Raw genomic sequence first — 19206 nt, 5'->3', positions numbered from 1 at the left:
CGGCGGGCCCGGAAAGCACCCGTTCAGACGCGGCGGACGAGGGGGAAGGGGAGGGTCTCCCGGATGGTCAGGCCGGTGAGGAACATGACGAGCCGGTCGACGCCGATGCCGAGGCCGCCGGTGGGCGGCATCGCGTACTCCAGGGCGTCGAGGAAGTCCTCGTCGAGCTCCATGGCCTCGGGGTCTCCCCCGGCGGCGAGCAGTGACTGCGCGGTGAGGCGGCGGCGCTGCTCCACGGGGTCGGTCAACTCGGAGTAGGCGGTGCCCAGTTCGGTGCCGAAGGCGACGAGGTCCCAGCGTTCGGCCAGGCGCGGGTCGGTGCGGTGCTGGCGGGTGAGCGGGGAGACGTCGGTCGGGAAGTCCTTGTAGAAGGTGGGCAGCTTCGTCTTCTCCTCGACGAGCCGCTCGTACATTTCGAGGACGATGTCGCCGCGGCCGTCGTCCGCCGTGTACGGGACGGCGGCCCGGTCGCAGAGCCGGTGCAGGGCCGCCGTCGGGGTGTCCGCGTCGATCTCCTCGCCGAGCGCCTCGGAGATCGCGCCGTACACGGTCTTGACCGGCCAGGGCCCGGAGATGTCGTGCTCGACGCCGTCCTTGTGTGCCACGGGTCTGCCGAAGGCGGCGGTCGCGGCGCCCTGGATGAGTTCGCGGGTGAGGTCGAGCATCACGTCGTAGTCGGCGAAGGCCTGGTAGGCCTCCAGCATCGTGAATTCGGGGTTGTGTTTGTAGGAGACGCCTTCGTTGCGGAAGGTGCGGCCCATCTCGAAGACCTTCTCCATGCCGCCGACGCAGAGCCGCTTCAGATACAGCTCGGGGGCGATGCGCAGGTAGAGGTCGAGGTCGTAGGCGTTGATGTGGGTGGTGAAGGGGCGGGCATTGGCGCCGCCGTGGATCTGCTGGAGCATCGGCGTCTCGACCTCCAGGTAGCCGCGGTCGAGGAGACCCTGGCGCAGCGCCTGGACGGCGGTGGAGCGGGCCCGGACCGCGTCGCGTGCGCCGGGGCTCGCGACGAGGTCGAGGTAGCGGCGGCGCACCTTGGCCTCGGGGTCCGTCAGGCCCCGGCGCTTGTCGGGCAGCGGGCGCAGGCACTTGCCGGTGAGCCGCCAGTCGGTGACGAAGACGGTGAGCTCGCCCCGGTCGCTGGTGCCGACGGTGCCGGTGGCGGTGATGTGGTCGCCGATGTCGGTGCCGGTGGTGAAGCGGTGCAGGGTGTCGGGGCCCGAGGTGTCGCGGGTGAGGGCGAGCTGGCGGTCGCCGGACCAGTCGCGCAGGAGGGCGAAGACGATGCCCCCGAAGTCGCGTACGAGCATGACGCGGCCGGCGACGGCGACCTGATCGCCCGTCATGCCGGGGTGGATGTCGGCGAGTTCGTGGGTGCGTGGGGGCAGACCGACCGGGTAGGGGTCGATGCCCGCGGAGCGCAGTCGGTCGAGTTTGCGGTGGCGGATGCGGATCTGTTCCGGGAGCTTCGACGTGGGGTCGGCGTCGGCGGTGTCGTCCCGGCCCGCGAGGCCGAGTGCGGCGATGGAGGGGAGGCCCTCGGTGGTGGCGGGCCGGTTGACGCCGCGGGGCTTGTGGCCGTTGCCCCACAGCTTGCGCAGGGACGGCACGGAGACGAAGCCCTCGGCGATGCCGGAGGCCAGGCTGATGCGGGCGAGGGCGCCGCTGTCGCCGTAGCAGATGAAGCGCGGATACCACTCGGGGTGGTACTTGGCGTTCGACCGGTAGAGCGCTTCGAGCTGCCACCACTTGGAGAAGAACAGGAGCAGTCTGCGCCACAGCCGCAGCACAGGGCCCGCGCCGATGCGGCCGCCCTCCTCGAAGACCGAGCGGAACACCGCGAAGTTCAGGGAGATGCGGCGCACGCCGGACCTGGGCGCCGCCGCGCACAGTTCGGCGACCATGAACTCCATGACGCCGTTGGGCGCGGCGCGGTCGCGGCGCATCAGGTCCAGGGAGATGCCGTCCCTGCCCCACGGGACGAGGGAGAGCAGCGCGAGGAGCCTGCCGTCGGCGTCCAGGGCCTCGACGAGGAGGCAGTCGCCGTCCTCGGGGTCGCCGAGCCGGTCGAGGGCCATGGAGAAGCCGCGCTCGGTCTCGGTGTCCCGCCAGGCGTCGGCCTTGTCGACGATCTCCTCCATCTCCTCGTCGGTGAGCATGGAGTGGCGGCGGATGCGGGCGGTGGCGCCGGTGCGGCGGACGCGGTTCACGGCCTGGCGGGTGACGCGCATGTCGCGGCCGTCCAGGTCGAAGTCGGCGACGTGCAGGATCGCCTCGTCGCCGAGTTGCAGCGCGCCGAGCCCGGCGCGGGCGTACGCGGTCGCGCCGTCCTCGGAGGCGCCCATCACCGCGGGGGCCCAGGCGTACCGCCGGGCCACGTCGAGCCAGGCGGCGATGGCGTGCGGCCAGGCCTCGCGGTCGCCGACGGGGTCGCCGCTGGCCAGGCAGACGCCGGCCTCGACACGGTAGGTGACGGCGGCCTTGCCGCTGGGCGAGAAGACGACGGCCTTGTCGCGCCGGGTGGCGAAGTAGCCGAGCGAGTCCTGGTCGCCGTAGGCGCCGAGGAGGGCGCGGATGCGGGGTTCCTCGTCGCCGTGCAGGGCCGCTTCCATGCGCTGGGAGCGGAAGAGCGTGGCGGCGGCGTTGAGCAGGGCGAGGGCGCCGAACAGGCCGAGCCAGAAGTAGAGGGTGCGCGAGGGGGTGCCGTCGAAGTAGTCGTGGCCGTGGATCAGCCCGCCGCAGACCCGGTTCGCCGCCCAGAGCAGGCGCTCGCCGCGCACCAGCGTGCCGGGGAACAGCTCCACCAGGCCCCAGCCGAGCAGGATGGCGAGGCCGAGGCCCGCGACGAGGACCGCGAGGGCCCGCCGGACGGCGCCGCGCCGGGAGTCCGCGGAGAACTCCTTGCGGGCCAGGAGGAGCAGGACGAAGGCGGCGCCGCAGACGACGAAGGAGGGCAGGGACTCGGCCCAGTAGCCGAGGGCCGCGCCGAGCACGTCGAAGGCGAGGAGCAGGCCCAGATAGGTGACGATGAGCCACCAGGTGACCTTCTTGCGGGCGGCGGTGGCGGCGGCGAGCAGGAAGAGGAAGACGGCGTACGCGAGGTTCGCGCTGACCGGGACGGTGACGAGGTCCAGGAAGCGGATGACGGGCATCAGGAGGCGGCGCAGCGGCGCGATGACGGCGAGGACCGCGCAGAAGACGCCGAGGGCTCCGAAGAAGGCGGCAAACCCCTCGGGGACGCGGCCGAGGAAACCGTCTCGGGAGCGTATCCGCCCACCGGACGCGGGCGCCTCCGTGCTGACAGTCATGGGCACGACTCTAGGAAGAGGTGCGCCGGGGCGCGCGCCGAGATCGGCGGTAGGGGGCACGGCCGCCCGGACCACAGGCGGTACGACTGCCTCCGCTAACCTCTCGGCGTGAGTGCAGACCAGTCCCAGCAGTTCGAACGCGGCACCGACGGGCCCAAGGTGATCGTGGTCGGAGTCGATGGCTCCGATTCATCGCTCCGCGCGGCGGCATATGCCGGAGGCCTGGCCCGGCGGCAGCGGGCCCTGCTCGCCGTCGTGTACATCCAGCCGGTGCTCGCCGCCGGCGCCGCGTTCGGTGTGCCGGTCGCCGAGACCACCGACGAGATCGCCGAGGGGCTGATCGCGGAGATCCGGGCCGCGACGGAGCGGGTGAAGGACATATTCGACGTCCGGTGGGAGTTCCACACGTTCCGCGGCGACCCCTACACCGGCCTGGTCACCGCCGCGGACGACCTGAAGGCCGACGCCGTCGTCGTCGGCGCGTCCGAGCAGGCGGGCCACCGCATCGTCGGTTCGGTCGCCGTCCGCCTGGTGAAGGCCGGCCGGTGGCCGGTGACCGTCGTTCCGTAACCCACGCACCTGAATGGCCCCCGCCGTGACGGCCCCGCGGACGCCCGGGGTGTGGCGTCTTCCGTCGCGCCCCCGGCTGGGCCATCATGATCCGCCATCAGCCGACTGCCGTCTGCGAAGAGGTGGAGATCATGTCGGGACTCCGGATGGGACAGGGCGTGCTGCGCCGCAAGCCCATCGAGCACATCGACGAGACGGAGACGGGGGCGGGCGGCGGGCTCGCGAAGACCCTCGGACTCTGGCAGCTCACCGCGATCGGTGTCGGCGGCATCATCGGTGCCGGCATCTTCAGCCTCGCCGGCGCCGTGGCGAACGGCACGGCGGGCCCCGCGGTGCTGATCTCCTTCCTGATCGCGGGGGTCGCGAGCGCGGCCGCCGCCTTCTCGTACGCCGAGTTCGCGGGCATGATCCCGAAGGCCGGGTCGGCGTACACCTACGGCTATGTGGTGCTCGGCGAGCTGACCGGCTGGTTCATCGGCTGGGACCTGCTGCTGGAGTACACCGCCATCGTCGCGGTCGTCGCGATCGGCATCTCCGGCTACTTCGGCTTCCTGGTGGAGGAGATGGGGGCCGAGCTGCCGAGCTGGATGATGGGCGCGCCAGGCACCGGCGACGGGCACAAGGTCGACCTCTTCGCCGCGGTGCTGTGTCTGTTCATCGCGTATCTGCTGACACTCGGCATCAAGAACGCCGCACGCTTCGAGATGATCGTGGTCGTGCTGAAGGTGATCGTGGTGCTCGTCGTGATCGCGGTCGGCTTCTTCCACATCGAGACCGGCAACTACGAACCCTTCTTCCCGTACGGGGTCAGCGGCGCGTTCACGGGTGCGGCGACCGTCTTCTTCGCCGTCTTCGGTTACGACGCGATGAGTACGGCGGCGGAGGAGTCCAAGGACGCGCAGCGGCACATGCCGAAGGCGATCCTCTACTCCCTCGCCATCTCGATGGTGCTGTACGTGCTCGCCTGCCTGGTCCTGACGGGCATGCAGAGCTACAAGGACGTCGACCCGGAGAGCGGTTTCTCCACGGCGTTCAAGTCGGTGGGGCTCGGCGGTCTGGCGGACGTCATCGCGGTGGGCGCGATCATCGGCATCCTCACGGTGATGTTCACGTTCATGCTGGGCTGCACCCGGGTGTGGTTCAGCATGTCGCGCGACGGCCTCCTTCCCAAGTGGTTCGCCAAGACGCACCCGACCCGGCACGTGCCGACGCGCGTGACGTGGATCGTGGGGATCGCGTCGGCCGCCATCGCCGGGTTCCTGCCGATCGGCGAGGCGGCCGAACTGACCAACATCGGCATCCTGCTGGCGTTCGTCGTGGTGTGCATCGCGGTGATCGTGCTGCGCTACAAGCGCCCCGATCTGCCGCGCACCTTCCGCTGCCCGGGGATGCCGGTGGTACCCGCGATCGGAGTGGTCTTCTCCATCTGGCTGATCACGTTCCTGCAGTGGCAGACCTGGGCGCGGTTCGCCGTGTGGTTCGCGCTCGGTCTCGTCGTGTACTTCGGATACTCCTACCGCAAGTCGGAGCTGGCGAAGGCAGAACGCCGCTCCGAGACGTGACGCGGGCCTACTTCCCCATGACCAGGCCGTGCTTGCCCGCGCCGCGGCTGAGGACGACGCGGCGGATGCGGTCGCGTAGGTCACGCACGTCCGCGCCGCGGTCCAGCGCCCGGTTGAGGTTGACGACGCGCATGTCGTCCGGGTCGAACCACATCGGCAGGAACTCGGCCTTCGTCACCTGCCAGCGGGCGCCGGGACGCGCGGGCGGAGCGAAGGTGAAGCGGCCGATGGTGCCCTGGTTGCCACGCGGGTCGTCGTCGCCCTCGTGGTTGACCATCTCACCGGCGATCTGGTCGCCCATGCCGTAGATCACCCAGGTGCCGTTCACCTTCTCGTAGGCCTGCGGGACGTGGGCGTGCGTGCCGAGGATGAGGTCGATGTCCGGGCGCCCGCCCGTCCGCGACGCCGTGAGCTGCTTGCCGAGCCGCAGCTGCTGCCGGTCGGGCTCGTCCTGCCACTCCGTTCCCCAGTGCAGGCTGACGACCACGACGTCGGCGCCCGCCTTACGGGCCCGCCGGGCATCCGCGACGATCTTGTCGCGGTCGATGAGGTCGACCGACCAGGGCTTGCCCTTCGGAAGCGGATAGCCGTTCGTGCCGTAGGTGTACGCGAGCTGCGCGACCTTGGCGTCACCCGCCCGGAGCCACGCCGGGGTCTTGTCCTCGGCGGCCGAGCGGGCCGAACCCACGTGCTCGACGCCCGCCTTGTCGAGCGCGTCGAGGGTGCGGCGCACTCCTGCCGCGCCGTCGTCGAGGGTGTGGTTGGAGGCGGTGGAGCACGAGTCGTACCCGGTGGCCTTGAGGGCGCGGGCCACCTGGGGCGGTGACTTGAAGGCGGGGTAGCCGCTGTAGTCGCCGTCCGCCCCGTAGACGGTCTCCATGTGGCAGATCGCCAGATCGGCCTTGCGGATGACGGGCTTGGCACCCGCGAGCATCGGCGCGAAGTCGTAGCCGTCGCCGTCCGCGTCGGCGCGGGCCTTGCGGATGACCGAGGCGTGCGGCAGGACGTCTCCGGAGGCGGCGAGCGTGAAGCCGCGCCGGTCGGCCGCGACCCCGGCCGGGGAGTGCGCCGGGGCCGGGCCCGAGGAGCACGCCGTGGTGCCCGCGGCGCCCGCGATCAGGAGGGCCGCCGCGGCGGCTGTCGCGGGGCGCGGACGCAGGGCCCGGGGCCCGTTTCTCGAGGTGACGGTGGTTCGGGTGTGCCGTGTGGTCCGTGCGGGCTGCTTCATGCTCGGGCTCCGTGGGTGGGGGAGATATCCAGCCAGACGAATCCACATACGGAATTATCGGATAATCAAGGAGCAAGGCCGCCGGAGTCGCTGAAACGGCGTCAAACGGCTCCGCCTGTGACGCGAACAACACACAGCGGCTCACCTGCGGTGAAACCGGGGCCCGGGTCAAGCCTCCGTAAAGCGCCTTGCTCCGCACCCCTTCCGGGTAATCCGCTGTCCTCACCGTGTGCCGGATTGGGGGGCCAGAGCCGGAGCGCGCGCGGACCGGAGGAAGGCGGAACGGATGCGGCACGAGAGCAGAGGGAACACGGACGGCCCGCAGGAGGGCGGCCTCGCCGTCCCGATGGCGTGGTTGTACGCCGAGTACATCGCCGACGAGCTGCTGCGCACCGGCGATCTGATGCCGCCCACGTCCTTCGAGTACCGGGCGGGGCGCGACGCCCTCGCGCTGACGATCTTCCTTTCGGACAGCGAGGGCGAGCTGTCCGGCATCCGTGTGATCTCCCAGCTGGAGACCTGGCTGAGCCTGACCGCGTACGGCCAGCCGTGGCAGGACTGGGTCCGGGAGCGGATGGCCATCCGCACGGCGGACGCCGTCGCGGCGGGCGGCCCCCGGCCCGACCTGGAGCTCGCCGACCGGGCGTGGCGCTGGCTGCAGGAGACCGAGCTGCTCGCCCCCGACCTGGACGCGGTGCCCGGCCGCGGCGGGCAGGGCGAGGAGGACGGACCGAAGGTGTGGACGCCCGCGTGGCGGCTCGGGCTGCCGCTGAGCCACCTGGCGATCCATCTGTTCTGAGCGGGCTGTGGCCCTTGAACGATTCGGCCGTCCGCTGCGTACCGGAGGAGGAACAGCACCCGGCAGCGACACCGAACGGCAGGATCGCCATGAGGCCCCTGGAGCGGCACCGTGACGCGGGCGCCTACGCGCTCGGCGTACTGGACGAGGCGGACGCCTTCCGCTTCGAGGATCACCTCGTGGGCTGCCCCGCCTGCCTCTTCTCGCTCGACGAACTCCGAGCGGCCGGACACCAGTTGGAGCTGTACGGACGGGTGACTCCGGCCCCCGTGGAGCCGTTCGCCGCGCCCTCTCCGGGCCTGCTGGACCGCCTCCTGCGGCAGGCGGGGCGGCTGCACGGCGCGCGGCGCAGGCGGCGGCTGTGCGTGGCCGCCGTCGCGGCCGTCCTGGCCGTCGGCGGCCCCACCGCCACCCTCGTGACGGCGCCCGGGCCGACCCCGGTGCGGATCAGCGCGCGGGACGCCCGCAGCGGAGTGTCGGCCACGCTGACCGCACGGGACCGGGCCTGGGGCGCGGAGATCGGGCTCACGGTGCGGGACGCGGCGGCCGACGGGCGGGTCTGCGAACTGGTCGCCGTCGGCGCCGACGGCTCCGAGCAGACCGTCACGACGTGGCGGGTCCCCGCGCCGACCGTGCGCACCCGGGGCACCGCGGCCCTGCGCACCGGGCAGACCGAGCGATACGAAGTGCGCACCGCCGACGGGGAACCGCTCCTGACGCTGCCGCGCCCCTGACCGGCGCCGCTATTTCAGCAGCCGGGACAGCCGCCGGTCCGCGAGCAGCTTCCCGCCCGTCTGGCACGTCGGGCAGTACTGCAGCGAGGAGTCGGCGAAGGAGACCTCCCTGATCGTGTCACCGCACACCGGGCACGGCTCGCCGGTACGGCCGTGCACGCGCAGACCGCTCTTCTTCTCCGACTTGAGGCGGCCCGCCGCGACCCCGCGCGAGCGCTCCACCGCCTCGGTCAGCGTAGCCAGCAGCGCCACATGCAGCCCATGGACTTCCTCCTCGGTGAGGCTCGACGTGAGCCGGAACGGGGACATGCGGGCCGCGTGCAGGATCTCGTCGCTGTACGCGTTCCCGATGCCCGCGATCAGGCTCTGATCGCGCAACGCCCCCTTGATCTGCCGCCGTTCACCCGCGAGGAGACGCGCGAACCGCTCCTCGTCGAAGTCGGCGGCCAGCGGGTCGGGCCCGAGCCGCGCGATGCCCGGCAGCTCCCCCGGCGCCCGCGTGACGTACACCGCCAGGCGCTTCTGGGTGCCCGCCTCCGTGAGGTCGAAGCCCTCCCCCGTCTCCAGGGCCACGCGAAGCGCCAGCGGGCCCTTGCCGGGGCGCGGAACGCCGTCGGGGAGCCGGTCGTGCCACCGCAGCCAGCCCGCCCGGGCGAGGTGCGTGACGAGGTGGGTGCCGTCGGCGTCGATGTCCAGGAACTTGCCGTGCCGCTCCACGGCGGTGACGGTGCGCCCTTCGAGGGCGGTGAGCGGTGGGTCGTACGTCTTGAGGACGCTGATGGCGGTGGGCAGGACGCGCACGATCTCCCGGCCGACCAGATGGTCCGTCAGGAACTCGCGCAGGGCTTCCACTTCGGGCAGTTCCGGCATCGTTCTCCCTCACCTCCGCGCTCTGCCCGCGGGCACGACGAACTCGCACCACACGCACTTGCCGCTGCCGCGCGCGTCCACGCCCCACACGTCCGCGAGCCGGTCCACCAGGAGCAGGCCGCGGCCCGACACCCCGGACTCGCCGGCGTCGCGGCGGCGCGGCAGAGCGCTGGACGAGTCCTCCACGTCGACGCGCAGCCGCCGGTCGGTACCGCTCAGGACGCGCACGGTCACCACCGCGGAGCCGTCGGTGTGCATCAGGGCGTTGGTGATCATCTCGTCGGCGACCAGCTCGATCTCGTCGGCCCGCTCGCCCGCGCCCCAGGCCCGCACGGCCGCCCGGATCATGTGGCGGGCCTCGGCGAGCGCCTCCGGGTCGCTCGGCGCGACGTGCTGCCGCAGGCGGCCGCCGGACCGGGGGGCTTCGGCCGGGCGGCGGCGCAGCAGGAGGAGCGCGGCGTCGTCGTCCCCGCCGCGGCCGTCGACGATGCCGCAGAGCCGGTCGGCGAGCCGTTGCAGGTCCCGGGGGCCGACGGCGGCGAGCTCCGCCAGGACCCGCATGCCGTCGTCGAGGTCGGCGCCCGGCACTTCCACGAGCCCGTCGGTGCAGAGCAACAGGGTCTCCTCCGCGTCGAGTTCGAGCGTGGTGACCGGATAGTCGAGCTGCCCGAACTCGGCGGACAGGCCGAGCGGCAGGCCGCCGTCGACCGGCACCCGCCGGCACGATCCGTCGGCGAGCAGGACGAGCGGGTCGAGGTGTCCCGCCCTGACCAGCTGCACCACACCGGTCGACAGGTCGGCCTCCGCGTACAGGCAGGTGGCGAAGCGTTCGGTGTCCAGCTCGTGCAGGAAGCCGGAGGCGCGGGCCATGACGGTGGCGGGCGTGTGCCCTTCGGCGGCGTACGCGCGCAGGACGATGCGGAGCTGGCCCATGACGGCGGCCGCGTGCGTGTCGTGGCCCTGCACGTCGCCGATGACGGCGCCGACGCGGCCCCCGGGCAGCGGGATCACGTCGTACCAGTCGCCGCCGATGTCCCGGCCGAGCGCCGCGGAGCGGTACCGGACGGCGATCTCCGCGCCCCGCACGCCGGGGATGGTGCGCGGCAGCATGGCCTGCTGGAGGCCCTGGGCGAGGTCCTTCTCCTGCTCGTAGAACATGGCGCGCTGCAGGCTCTGCGCGATGCTGCTGCTGAGTGCCACCAGGACGTTGCGCTCCTCGTCGGTGAAGCCGGTCTTGTCCTGGTAGAGCAGGCCGAGCGCGCCGATGGGGCGGGCCTGCGCGATCAGCGGGAGGTAGGCGGCCGCGGTGATGCCGAGCTCGTCGATGTGCGGCCAGAGCAGCGGGTAGGACTCTGCGAAGTCGTCGGCCGTCTCGATGTAGCGCGGCGCGAGGGTGCGGACGACCTCGCTCATCGGGTACTCCTCGTCGATGCCTGTGAGGCGGGTGCCGGGCACGAAGCTGCCCGCGGGGCCCTCGGCGACGAGGCGGATGCGGCCCGCCTCGACGAGACCCATGACGAGGTTCGATGCGCCCAGGTGGGCGAGGCCGTGGGTGTCCCGGAGCACGTCGATGACGTCCCGTACCGTGCGGGCGTGCGCGAGGGCCGCCGTGGTGCCCTGGACGAGGCTGGTGGTGCGGCGCCGCTCGGCCTCCTCGTCGGCCCGCTCACGCAGGGCGGCGGGGCTGTCGCCCAGCTCCCGGGTGGCGTCCCTGACGATGCCGACGATGCGGCGGGGCCGGCCGGTGGCGTCCCGCTGGATGCAGCCCTGCGTGTGGGTCCAGCGCAGCGCGCCGGTGTGGCAGCGGATCCGGAAGTACGCGCCGTATGTGTCGCTGCCGTCCTTCAGGGCGTGCGACACGATCTGGTCCAGGCGGTGGCCCTCGACGGTCGGGACGCGGAAGGCGAGGGTCTCGGGCCGGTTGTCGTACTCCTCGGGGCGCACGTCGAAGACCTCGTGGGCGGTGGCGTCCATGGTCATCAGGCCCGTGTCCAGGTCCCAGTCGAAGCGGCCCATGCGGAGCGCGGCCCCGTACAGCGCGAGGAAACAGCCGACCGGCTCCCCGGCCGGCTGTCCGCAGCGGCATTGCCCCGCCGGGTCGTGCTCCATGGGCCCACGCTAGGCGGAGGCCTCCGGGCGCGCATGTGGGAGAGGCGGTGCCCCACTGGTGAGCACCGCTCCCGCTACGTGTCGGGCACCGCCCTTGCTACGTGTGAGCACCGCCCCCGCTACGCCGACTCGGCGACCTTGCTCTGGACCCGTACCGCGACCTCCGTCCACATCTCGGCGCTCTCACCCGCGAGGTAGGCCACGACGCCCCTGCAGTGCGGCGGGACCTTGTCGATGATCTGGTCCCACTCCTCCCTGCTGATGGTGTGGATGCTGAGCAGCCGCAGCAGGGTGCGGCCGATCTCGCTGAAGCGCAGCGCCGGGTCCGCCTTGAGCCGCTTGACGGCGGTGGCCCGGTCCTGGGCCGCGTCCCGGTCGGGCACGGCCGAGGGCCTGCCGACCCGGGCGGTGCCGCGGTCCTCGCGGTGCGCCTGTTTCCCGCGCTGCGGCACGGGGTCCTCACCCCGCATCATGCGGTTGCGCACATCGCGCACCGTCTCCGGCGAGATGGCCGCGACCCTGGCCACCTGGCGCAGCGAAAGGCCCGGGTTCTGGGCGATCAGCTCACCGGCGAGCCTGCGCCCCTCCGCGCCGTTGATGGGCCGGACCCGGCCGTCGTGGCCGATCCGGCTCTCGTCGCCCTGCCGGCCGCCCGGGGCGCGCCTGCGGAGGTCCGCGACGGTGCCGGGCGCGATGCCGCTGACCGACGCGATCATCCGGTCCGACCACTGCGGGTGGGAGGCGATGATGCGCGCCGCCGCCCGTTTGCGGTCCGCCGTCGTCAGCGGCAGACCGTGTGTGACGTTCGATTCGACGGCGAGCACGAAGGCGTCGTCCTCCGCGCCGTCGAAGTACTTCACCGCGATCTTGCTGCGCCCCTGGAGTTCGGCGGCGCGCAAGCGGTGCAGGCCGTCGATGACCCGCATCGTCGGACGGTGCACGGTGATCGGCGGCAGCGGCGTCTGTACGACCGCGAGTGCCTGCACGTGCTCCGGATCGACTCCGGTCGTCCGCGGTGAGTCCGTCGTCGACAGCGAGCCGATCTCGACCTCGACGACCATGAGCCGGTCGATCTCTGCGTGCTCAGGTGTTGCCAACTCAACTCCCCCTCAAGCTCTGTTGTCCCCCGTGCGCGCGTCCCGGCACACCGCCCGGCCGCGCCCCAGCGCCGAGTCCCCCTGCCGCCTTCGGTCCGCTTCGCTGTGCGTCACGTACGCATTCGCCCTTGGTCGAGGGCCCCTGAAGTGAATGCGTCGCGTGCCCCGCAGGTGTGTTCTCCCGGATTACAGAATTCACCCGCGCTCGGCACCCCGGACCCTTCGGCGGGAATCCGCGCGCCCGACCGCGGGAGAATTTCCCCGGCCGGGCACTTTCACCCTAACAACGCCCTTTCCGCCCTGGAACCCCTCACTAATAGCGCGCCACGGGTTCCGCCACCCCTATTCACCCCTACCGGACCGCGCACCGGCCACCGGCTGCGCGAGGGTGCGGCCCATCAGCGGCGTCAGCGTGTCGACGGCGTGCGCCACCGAGCCGATCTCCGTCCGGGTCAGGGCCTGGTCGCCGTCGCAGAGGGCCCGCCCCGGCTCGGGGTGCACGTCGATCATGACGCCGTCCGCGCCGACCGCGAGGGCGGCACGGGTCAGCGGCAGGACGAGGTCCTTGCGGCCGCCCGAGTGCGAGGGGTCCACGATCACGGGGAGGTGGGACAGGCGCTGGACCACCGGCACGGCGCTGATGTCCAGCGTGTTGCGGGTGGCGGTCTCGAAGGTGCGGATGCCGCGCTCGCACAGCACGATGTCGAGGTTGCCGCGCTGCGCGATGTACTCGGCGGCCATCAGCCACTCCTCGATCGTGGCCCCGAAGCCGCGTTTGAGGAGCACGGGCCGGCCGGCCGCGCCCACCTCCTGGAGCAGCGCGAAGTTGTGCATGTTGCGGGTGCCGATCTGCAGCATGTCCGCGTAGGGGGCGACCAGTTCGACGCTGGCCGGGTCGATGACCTCGGTGACGACCGGCAGCCCCGTCTCCTCCCGCACGTCGGCGAGGATGCGCAGTCCGGTCTCGCCGAGCCCCTGGTACGCGTACGGCGACGTGCGCGGCTTGAAGGCCCCGCCCCGCAGCAGCGCGGCCCCTGCCGTCTGTGCCATCCGCGCGGCGGCCAGGGTCTGCGAGTGGGTCTCGACCGCACAGGGCCCGGCGATCACGGTCAGGGTGTCGGGGCCGATGGGCACGCCCCCGACGGTCACGACGGAGCGGTCGAGGTGGTGTTCCCTGCTGACCAGTTTGTACGGCACCGAGATGCGCACGACGTCCAGGACCCCGCGCAGGTGGGAGAGGTTGAGGGCGCCGAACGCCGCCACGTCTCCCACCAGGCCGACGATGGTGCGGGTGACGCCTCGGCTGACGAAGGCGTCCCCGCCGGCCGTGCGGACCAGGTCGACGACCGCGTCGACATCTTCCTGCGTGGCCTCCGGGGCCATCACGACAACCAAGGGGTTCCTCCCGTGAACGGTGTCCCGGCGATGCGGGACTGATCGCGAATACGTGATATTCCTCGACGGACCGAAATCCGCCCGCGCTCCGGAAACTCGCGGAAAGTGCGGGGACCCGTCGGGGAAATACGTCGGGCGACCACGGTAGAAGCGCCGGTGTCATTTACTCAACGAAGTCCGGCACCCTTGTCCAACTGCGCAATATCGCTGATTTCCCCGCCCGACCCGTGCGATTCACCGGACTCACCGAACCCACCGAACCCCCCGATCCCGGCGAACTCATCGTGCTCGTCGTGCTCGTCGTGCTCGTCGTGCTCGTCGCGCTCTCCGGGGCAGAGCGGAAAGGCGACCTCCACCGCGAGCCCGCCGCCCGGCCGCGCTCGGGCGCTGATCACAGCGTCGTGGGCAAGGGCGATGGCGTGCACGAGGGAGAGGCCGAGGCCGTGGTGGCCGTCGCCCGCCGTGCGGCCGAGGCGCTGGAAGGGTTCGAAGAGCCGTTCCACCGCGTCCGGCGGCACCCGCGTGCCGGTGTTGGCCACGGAGAGGACCGCGCGCCCGCCCCGGCCGCCGGTGGTGATCCGCACCTGCCCGCCCGGGGTGTTGTGGTCCACCGCGTTGTCCACGAGGTCGGACACCAGGCGCTGGACGAGGGCCGGGTCGCCCAGCACGGCCGCGGAACGGATGGCGGTCTCCACGCGCAGCCCGCGCTCCTCGAACCGCGGGAGCGAGGCGTGCAGGGCCCCCTCGGTGACGCGGGCGAGGTCCAGCCGCTCCCGGTGCCCGAGGCCCCGCTGACTGCCCGCGAGTGCGAGCAGTGACTCCAGGAGCCGGGCCTGCTGTTCGCTGATCTCCAGCAGCCGCTCGAAGTGGGCGCGGAACGTTTCCGCGGTGGCGTCGCGGTCGGTGAGCGCCTCCTCCAGCAGCGCGTGTTCCAGGGTGAGCGGGGTGCGCAGTTCGTGGGCGGCGTTGGCGACGAAGCGCCGGTGGGAGTCGAGCGCCGTGTCCAGGCGGCCGAGGAGCCCGTCCACGGTGTCGGCGAGGTCCTTGATCTCGTCACCAGGTCCCTGGACGGCGAGCCGCTCGTGGAGGGTGTGCGCCGAGATGCGCCGGATGGCGCCGGTCAACGTGCGCAGCGGGCGCAGCGCGCGCCGGGCGACAAGTCGGCCGAGGACGGCGGAGACCACGACCATGACGGCCAGGGCGGTCCCGGACTGCACGAGCACCTCCCGGAGCTGGTCGGCGTGCTGGCGTACCGCCTGTTCGTGCAGCAGGCCGGCGAGGTCGCCGGTCCTGGTGGCGGTGTGGACGCCGGGCCCGGCCCCGGGACCCGCTCCGGTTCCGGTCGCGGTCCCGTCGACGACCGCTCGGTCCGCGGGGAACCGGGCGACGAGCAGATACGTGATGGCCAGCAGGACCGCCCCCGAGACGACGAACAGCGCGCCGTACAGCAGCGAGAGGCGTGTGGTGAGCGAGGGCAGACGCATGGGCCCCTCAAATCCGGTAGCCGCCCCGAGGAATGGTCTCGATGACGGGCGGGGTGCCGAGCTTCGGCCGCAGGCGGTTGATCGTCGCCTTGACCGTGGTGGTGAACGGATCCGTCGCCTCGTCCCACACCCGCTCGAGGAGCTCCTCGGCCGACACGACCCGGCCCCGGGCCGCGAGCAGGTACTCCAGGACCGCGAACTCCTTGGGCGTGAGCGCGAGACGCTCCCCGGCGCGCGACGCGACCCGCTGCGCCGGGTCGAGTCTGAGGTCGCCGCGTACGAGGACCGGGGGCAGCGCCGTCCGCGCGCGGCGGCCGAGCGTCCGGATGCGGGCCACCAGCTCGGCGTAGGCGAACGGCTTGGGGAGGTAGTCGTCCGCGCCGAGGCCGAAGCCCGCCACGCGGTGGGTGATCGTGCCGGACGCCGTCAGCACCAACACCCGGGCGTGCGCGGCCTGTCCGGCAAGGCGGCGGCACACCTCGTCGCCGGGTACGCCGGGCAGGTCCCGGTCGAGCAGGACCACGTCGTAGTCGACGACGGAAGTGCGTTCGAGGGCGTCCGCGCCGTCGAGGGCGACGTCGACCGCCATGCCCTCGCGGCGCAGCACCCGCGCCACCGACTGCGCGAGCTCGGCGTGGTCCTCGACCACCAGGACCCTCGTCACGGGGGCCTCATCGGGGAGCTGATCATGAAGTCCACGGTGCCCGAACCGTCGTCACGCACCGGTCACAGCCCGCCGTGCCCGGGCGTGCCCGGACTTCCTGTGAGCCGGTCACAGATCTTCGGACCGCCGTGTGACCGCCCGCCGCGTAGAAACGGAACCGCACCACCGCGACTGTGCCAGGGCCTCGCGACACCTCGCGACACCTCGACAAGGAGATGCCGGCCGTGCTCACCAACGGGGAGACGGACATGACCGACGTCCGGTCGTCAGCCCACGTGCAGCCGGTCACAGGCGTCGTGCGTCGCGTCCCCCTCGCGGTCCTCCTCCCCCGGCCCCGCGAGGGGGTTCAGCTTGGCCGCGAGGTCCGCCCGCCGCTGGACGGCGAGCTTGCGGTACGCCCGGGTCAGATGCTGCTCGACGGTGCTGATCGTGATGCAGAGCTTGTCGGCGATCTGGCGGTTGGTGTGGCCGCGGACGGCGAGCGTGGCCACACGCAGTTCGGCGTTGCTGAGTTCGTCGGGATGTCGGCGGTTCCCGGCCGACCACGGCTGTTCGGCGGGGTGCGGGCTGTCGGCGTCGGCCGGCATGCTGGGCACGGGCACTCCGCACTCCCCCGCGAGCCGCTGCGCCTTCCTGGCCAGGGCGCGCGCCTGGCCGACCTTGCCGAGCTCGCGCTGCGCGCGGGCCGATTCGTCGGTGGCGCGGACCAGTTCGAGGCGGTGCCCGTGGTCCTGAAGGATGTCGATGGCCTCGCCGAGCAGCGGCGGCCGGTGTGCGGCGTCCAGTGTGCCGGCGAGCATCCGCAGCGAGACGGCTCGCGCGCAGTCCTTCTTCCGTCCGCTCAGGGCAAGTTGCTCCTCGGCCAGGGCCCGGGCGCGGTCGCGGTCGCCGAGCGACAGGTGGGCCTCGGCCGCGTCGGTGCGCCAGGGCACCAGCGCGGGCAGGTCGAAGTCCCAGCGCCGCATGAGGTCCCCGCAGGTGAGGAAGTCGTCGAGGGCGGCGTAGGGGCGTCCGGCGGCGAGGTAGTAGTGGCCGCGGGCGCGCAGGTAGAGCAGGCCGTCGGCGGTCTGGAACGCGGCGTCCGGCACGGGGACGCTGAGGTGGGCGGCGGCCTCGTCGAGCCGGCCCATGACGGTCCTGGTGAACACGGCGGTGGCCATGGGCGAGACGACGGCCACGCCCCAGCCGTCCGCGGGGACCAGGGCGAGCGCGGAGCGCGCCGACTCCCGAGCGGCGACGAGTGCGCCCGTCCTGAGCTCGATGCGTGCCTTGGCCGCGGCGAGCAGCGCCTGCCACATGGGGGCGCGCCGCTCGACGGCCTCCTTCAGGAGCGTCTCGCACCAGAAGCCCGCCGCGTCCAGGCGGTCGGCGAGCAGCAGGGAGTTGAGCGCGACCAGGAGGGGCGTCAGCGTGCCGTCGTCGAGGCGGGTGCTCTGCAGGATCTGCTCGGCCCGGACCACCACGTCGTCGCCCGGCCCGTCGAGGAGGGCCTTCATCAGGGTGGCCGCCCGCCGGTGGGGGCTGCGCGCCAGCGCCGCCGCGTGCTGCGGGCTCGTGTCCTCCGCCGTCGTGTGCTCCGGCGTCCCGCCCAGGCAGGCCCCTGCGGATGCGGGCAGTCCCGGATAGGCGTACGTCATCCAGCGGCGCGGGCAGTCGTGCCGGTCCCGGACGCCGGGGCCGGACCGCCCCGACGGCGCGGTGCTCTGCCGCTCGACGGCGCCGAGTACGTCGAGGGCGCGCTCCGCCCGGCCGAACCAGAGGAGGTGGCCGACGAGTTCGTCGGCGTGCCGCGTGCCGAGGCGTCCGTCCAGTGCCGCGGCGGTGAGCTCGGGCAGGTGCTGGGCGACACCGGCCGGGTTGACGCGCCAGCCCGCCCGGGTGAGCGCGGCGCGGATCTCCAGGGTCTGGTCCGGGTCGGTGCTGCTGTCGCGGGCGATGCGCAGGCAGGTGAGGGCGAGGTCGACCTCGTCGTCGGCGAGGGCGCGCTCCGCCGCCTCGATCAGGGTGCGCCGCGCCCAGGGCGTGTCGGCCGTCTCCGCCGCGATGAGGTGCCGCACGACGACGGCCGAGGCCGCCCCGTGCTCGTGCAGCACCTGGGCGCAGCGGGCCTCGACGCGGGCCCGGTCGGCGGGCTCCAGGCTCCTGAGCACCGCGGCGCGCCCGGCGTCGTGGCGGAACCAGCCGGCGTCGAGGAGGCCCGCCTCGTTCAGTGCCCGCAGGCTGCGCAGAAGCGATTCCCTGCTGGTCCCGAGGACCTCCACCAGTTCGGCGAGGGACATGTCGGCGCCCGCCACCGCCAGGGCCCAGGCGGTGCGCCGCGTGGCGAGATCGCTGCGGTACAGAATGGTCGCGACGGCCCGTACGAACGACTCGCCCGGCGCCAGAGCTGCGGACGGTGTGGTTCCGGGGCCCGCGGCGCGGTGGTCCTCGATGAGCGCGCGGGTCAGCAGCGGGCTGCCGCCGCCCATGTGGTGGAGCTCCGAGACCAGCTTGCGCGTCCGCCACCCCGGATCGCCGAATACGGAGATCATCTCCGCGACTCCGGAGCGCCTGAGCGGGCCGAGCCTGATATTTCGGCAGCCCGGCAGACGCAGCAAATCAACGCGCAATCTCGCGTGTCCCGCCAGGAAGCCACTGTTCTCGCCCAGCACGACCAGAATGCGGCTGACGGCCAGCCTGCGGGCGAGGAAGAGGAGGCATTCCAGCGAGTGTTCGTCGGCATGCCGTGCGTCGTCAATACTGAGCGCCAGGGGCCTTTCCCTGGCTTTTTCGAGTAGAATCCCGCAGAGCTCCGGAATCTCGTTCATGGCCACGGCGGGCAGTTCCCCCGCTGCCCGCCGCGACTGGGCCGAGCCGGCGATGAGCTCCACGAGCCGTGCCGCGCGCCGGGCGTCGGCGGCCGGCAGATCGGCGCCGAGGAGCAGTTGCCCCATCACCCCGAGGGGCAGGTCGCTCTCCGCATCCGACGCTGTGGCCTGCAGGTGCAGTGCGCCCGAGGCGCTGACGCGCGTCTCGAAAGCGCGCAGCAGCGCGGTCTTGCCACTGGCCACCGCGCCGCTGACCAGAATGACTCCGCCATGCCCGCTCGCAGTCGAGTCGAGCATGTGCTCCATGATCGAAAGTTCTTCACCGCGTTCCACCAAGTTCATGAGCCGACTTCTCCCCCGCGGCTGACGGCTGATCCGTGAGCGGCCGTAAGACCAGCTGGATCAATTTCATCGACTGAACCGGCCACCCGACGCACGACTCTGCCATATCTGAAAATCAACTACCAGCGCTATTTGACTCAATGCCGCGCCATTACCGTCACGAATGCGCCACATCCACGGCAATCGGACGCGGCCGCTCCATATCATTCGGAAACTCTTGCGTATTTGCCTGATGAC

At 72.3% G+C, this 19206-nt stretch carries 13 protein-coding genes; 4 read left to right on the top strand and 9 right to left on the bottom strand.

The window, feature by feature from the left end:
* Window positions 1–23 precede the first annotated feature (23 nt).
* Window positions 24–3308, bottom strand: coding sequence for a bifunctional lysylphosphatidylglycerol synthetase/lysine--tRNA ligase LysX (gene lysX, locus ACZ56E_RS02490; RefSeq protein WP_471210087.1), 3285 nt, complete (start codon window positions 3306–3308; stop codon window positions 24–26).
* A gap of 108 nt (window positions 3309–3416) precedes the next feature.
* On the opposite strand from lysX, the gene ACZ56E_RS02485 reads away from it, so the two are divergent.
* Complete coding sequence (locus ACZ56E_RS02485) at window positions 3417–3878, top strand: universal stress protein (protein WP_362989340.1); 462 nt, start codon at window positions 3417–3419, stop codon at window positions 3876–3878.
* A gap of 131 nt (window positions 3879–4009) precedes the next feature.
* Complete coding sequence (locus ACZ56E_RS02480) at window positions 4010–5440, top strand: amino acid permease (RefSeq protein ID WP_471210084.1); 1431 nt, start codon at window positions 4010–4012, stop codon at window positions 5438–5440.
* A 7-nt stretch (window positions 5441–5447) separates the two neighbouring features.
* Here ACZ56E_RS02480 and ACZ56E_RS02475 read toward each other — a convergent pair whose 3' ends face one another.
* Complete coding sequence (locus tag ACZ56E_RS02475; protein WP_471210081.1) at window positions 5448–6668, bottom strand: CapA family protein; 1221 nt, start codon at window positions 6666–6668, stop codon at window positions 5448–5450.
* 286 nt (window positions 6669–6954) lie between these two features.
* Here ACZ56E_RS02475 and ACZ56E_RS02470 point away from each other — a divergent pair, with 286 nt between their 5' ends.
* Both ACZ56E_RS02470 and ACZ56E_RS02465 read left to right on the top strand, forming a co-directional pair.
* Window positions 6955–7467, top strand: a complete 513-nt coding sequence (locus ACZ56E_RS02470; protein ID WP_471210079.1) for a hypothetical protein — start codon at window positions 6955–6957, stop codon at window positions 7465–7467.
* 89 nt (window positions 7468–7556) lie between these two features.
* Window positions 7557–8201, top strand: coding sequence for a zf-HC2 domain-containing protein (locus tag ACZ56E_RS02465; protein WP_471211500.1), 645 nt, complete (start codon window positions 7557–7559; stop codon window positions 8199–8201).
* Window positions 8202–8210: 9 nt separating this feature from the next.
* Here the strand turns inward: ACZ56E_RS02465 and ACZ56E_RS02460 are convergent, their stop codons facing one another.
* From ACZ56E_RS02460 to ACZ56E_RS02430, 7 genes are all read right to left on the bottom strand, one after another.
* Complete coding sequence (locus ACZ56E_RS02460; RefSeq protein WP_471210076.1) at window positions 8211–9071, bottom strand: Fpg/Nei family DNA glycosylase; 861 nt, start codon at window positions 9069–9071, stop codon at window positions 8211–8213.
* Between the two features lie 9 nt (window positions 9072–9080).
* Complete coding sequence (locus ACZ56E_RS02455) at window positions 9081–11180, bottom strand: SpoIIE family protein phosphatase (protein WP_471210073.1); 2100 nt, start codon at window positions 11178–11180, stop codon at window positions 9081–9083.
* A gap of 119 nt (window positions 11181–11299) precedes the next feature.
* A complete protein-coding gene (locus tag ACZ56E_RS02450; RefSeq protein ID WP_471210070.1) occupies window positions 11300–12277 on the bottom strand; it encodes a streptomycin biosynthesis protein in 978 nt (325 codons plus the stop codon).
* Window positions 12278–12619: 342 nt separating this feature from the next.
* On the bottom strand, window positions 12620–13663 hold the full coding sequence (gene aroF, locus ACZ56E_RS02445) for a 3-deoxy-7-phosphoheptulonate synthase (RefSeq protein WP_471211498.1): 1044 nt from the start codon (window positions 13661–13663) through the stop codon (window positions 12620–12622).
* Window positions 13664–13839: 176 nt separating this feature from the next.
* Window positions 13840–15156, bottom strand: a complete 1317-nt coding sequence (locus tag ACZ56E_RS02440) for a sensor histidine kinase (protein ID WP_471210068.1) — start codon at window positions 15154–15156, stop codon at window positions 13840–13842.
* Between the two features lie 7 nt (window positions 15157–15163).
* Entirely contained in the window at window positions 15164–15820 is a 657-nt protein-coding gene (locus ACZ56E_RS02435) for a response regulator transcription factor (protein ID WP_471210065.1), read from the bottom strand.
* A gap of 266 nt (window positions 15821–16086) precedes the next feature.
* Complete coding sequence (locus ACZ56E_RS02430; RefSeq protein WP_471210063.1) at window positions 16087–18969, bottom strand: helix-turn-helix transcriptional regulator; 2883 nt, start codon at window positions 18967–18969, stop codon at window positions 16087–16089.
* Window positions 18970–19206: the final 237 nt, after the last annotated feature.

Source organism: Streptomyces sp. NPDC039480 (assembly GCF_055597165.1).
The sequence above is the reverse complement of the archived record's forward strand: the minus strand, read 5'-3'. Positions and strand labels throughout refer to the sequence as shown.